This is a genomic window from Sphingomonas sp., assembly GCF_036387535.1.
GTDB lineage: Bacteria > Pseudomonadota > Alphaproteobacteria > Sphingomonadales > Sphingomonadaceae > Sphingomonas_R.
This window is the reverse complement of the sequence record NZ_DASVTO010000001.1, coordinates 1-2653: the sequence shown is the minus strand read 5'-3', so window position 1 is coordinate 2653 and position 2653 is coordinate 1. Positions and strand designations below refer to the sequence as shown.

General features: G+C 66.2%; 3 protein-coding genes. 2 read left to right on the top strand and 1 reads right to left on the bottom strand.

Annotated elements, in window-relative coordinates; genetic code table 11:
- Positions 1-843, bottom strand: an 843-nt coding sequence (locus VF649_RS00015) for a PQQ-binding-like beta-propeller repeat protein (protein ID WP_331009899.1), incomplete at its 3' end; no start/stop codon positions are given.
- Between the two features lie 176 nt (positions 844-1019).
- On the opposite strand from VF649_RS00015, the gene VF649_RS00010 reads away from it, so the two are divergent.
- Entirely contained in the window at positions 1020-2357 is a 1338-nt protein-coding gene (locus VF649_RS00010) for an amidohydrolase family protein (protein WP_331009898.1), read from the top strand.
- A partial coding sequence (locus VF649_RS00005) for an MFS transporter (protein ID WP_331009897.1) occupies positions 2354-2653 on the top strand: 300 nt, incomplete at its 3' end. The genes VF649_RS00010 and VF649_RS00005, both read left to right, overlap by 4 nt.

Sequence of the window (2653 nt, the reverse complement as noted above, 5' to 3'; positions counted from 1 at the left end):
GATCCGGTCGTAGGCGGGTGCGCCGAAGGGCACGAACACGATGCCGCGCTTCTCGTCGACCGACATGCTGCTCCACGCATTCACGCCCGATCGTTTGGCCCAGCTGTCGCCCTGCCAGGTACCGTGGAAGCGCTCGCCCGGGCGCGGCACCGAATGGAACGTCCAGAGCAGCTTGCCGGTGCGGGCGTCCCAGCCGCGTACGTCGCCAGCCGGGCCCTGCACCGGCGATTCCTGTAGTCGCGCGCCGGTGATGACGACGTCGCCGGCGATCGCCGGCGCGCTGTTGATCTGATAGGTATAGCCCGCCGGAAACCCGCCGCCGTTGGTGCCGTTCATGATCTCGGCGGTGCGAAGCTGGATCGGGACGAAATCGGCCGACGGCTTTCCCGTCGCGAGATCGAGCGCGATCAGCTGCCCCGAACGCGTGCCGAAGAACAACCGCGCCGATGCGCCTTTCCCGCCCGGCCAATAGCCCATGCTGCGACCCGCGATGCCGTCGTCGGCGGTTAATCCGAATGTCCAGCGGATCGCACCGGTCGTGCCGTCCAGCGCGACGATCCGGCCATAGGGGCTTGCCAGGTAAAGATTTCCGCCGATCGCGAGCGGCGTCGTGTTGCTCACCAGCAGGCGCTTGCTGCTGCTGTCGGCAGGCTTCAGCTCGAACGTCCACACCGGGATCAGCCGCGCCACGTTGCCGGGATCGATCTGGGTCAGCCCGGAATAGCGGGTGCCCGCCTCGTCCCCACCGAAGCCCGTCCAGTCGCCGACCGAAGCGACCGTGGCGGTCGCCGCGCCCGCCATCGTCAGTGCCATGACCGCGGTCTTCCATCCCACCTGCGACACGCATACTCTCCTCATCGCGGCCGACTTTGCATCGACTATTACGATGTTGCATACATTAGCTTATGGTTGCATGCATAGTGGCGTTGCGGTCGATGGTGCTGACGAAAGATCGGCGAAGACGACCCATGCAGCGGCATGACGGACCAGGTCCGCTGCTCGGCAGAAGGAGGGTGACAATGACGGCGCGATTGAAGCGGCTCGGATGGGTATTGCTGGCAGGAGCAGCTATTGGGTGCGCCGGCAGCGCGCAGGCAGCGCCGGTGGTGTATCACGGCTTTACCCTGATCGACGGCAGCGGCACCGCGCCCAAAGCCGATCAGGCGATGATCGTCGACGATGCGGTGATCAAATGGGTCGGCCCCACCAAGCAGGCACCGCGCACCCCCGGTGCCACGCGCGTCGATCTGCGCCGCAAGTTCCTGATGCCGGGGATCGTCGATCTCCATGTCCATTTCGGCACCGTCCGCGATCTGGTTCAGAAAGAGGAATATTTCACGCCCGACAGCGTGCGCAAGGACCTGCGCACCTATGCCGCGTTCGGTGTGACCACCGTCCAGTCGATGGGCACCGACAAGGACAGCATCATCGCGATCCGCGATGCCGGCCGCGCCGGTCCGCAGACGATGGCGCGCCTGCTGACTGCGGGCCAGGGTCTGGTCTTCAAGGGCGGTTACGGCGGCGTCCCCGGCATCAACCACCCGGTCGCCACCCCCGAAGAGGCGACCGCGGAGGTCGATGCGCAGGCGAAGAAGGGCGTCGACTACATCAAACTGTGGATGGACGACGAACTCGGCGCGATGCCCAAGATGCCCTATTCGATCAGCAAAGCGATCATCGATGCGGGACACCGCAACGGCAAGCGCGTCCTCGCCCATGTCTTCTACCTTGCCGACGCAAAGCAACTGGTGGCGCAGGGCATCGACGGCTTCATGCATAGTGTCCGCGACCAGCCAGTCGATGCCGAGCTGATCGGTGCGATGAAGGCGCGGGGCGTCTGGCAGGGCGCCGCCACGCTCAGCCGCGAGGCCGCGGTCTATGCCTTCGGCGCGGACAATCCGCGCACCCGCGACCCGTTCTTCCGTCAGGCCGCCGATCCCGCGACCATCGCCGGATTGGAGAGCCCGGCGCGTGAGAAGACCATCGCCTCCAGCCGGATCTTCCCCGCCCTGCCCCGCATCGACGAACAGGCACGCGACAATATCATGCTGCTCGCGCGTGGCGGCGTAAAATACGGGTTCGGCACCGACGCGGGTCCGCCGGGTCGCCTGCCGGGCTATTCGGAACATTGGGAACTGGAACAGCTGGTGAAGGCGGGTTTCACTCCCGCGGAGGCGATCCACACCGCCACCGCCCGATCGGCCGAATGGCTGAACACCAACGACCGCGGCCTGATCGCGCCGGGCCGGCTCGCGGATTTCGTCGTGCTGAACGCCGATCCCACTCGCGACATCCTCAACAGCCGCAAGATCGCCGCCGTCTATATTGGCGGCAGCAAGGTTCCGTCGGTCAAATGAGCGACATGGCGGTGGCCGCGGGCGGCGCGGCGGGAGCACGGCCGACGCGGGTGCGGCACGTGGTGCTCTGGTTGACCGTCCTCGCCTATATGATCACCTATATGGACCGGGTGGTGATCTCGGTGACCGGCCCGCTGATCCAGGCCGAATACGGCCTGTCGAACCGCACCTGGGGCTGGGTGCTGGGCATCTTCCAGATCGGCTATGCGATGTTCCAGATCCCCGGCGGGTGGCTGGGCGATCGGTACGGACCGCGCCGGGTGCTGACCGCGATCGTGATCTGGTGGTCGACCTTC

What these genes read in the sequence shown, in the direction of transcription:
- VF649_RS00010 (WP_331009898.1), top strand. Translation starts at nt 1,020, where the DNA reads ATGACGGCGCGATTGAAGCGGCTCGGATGGGTATTGCTGGCAGGAGCA.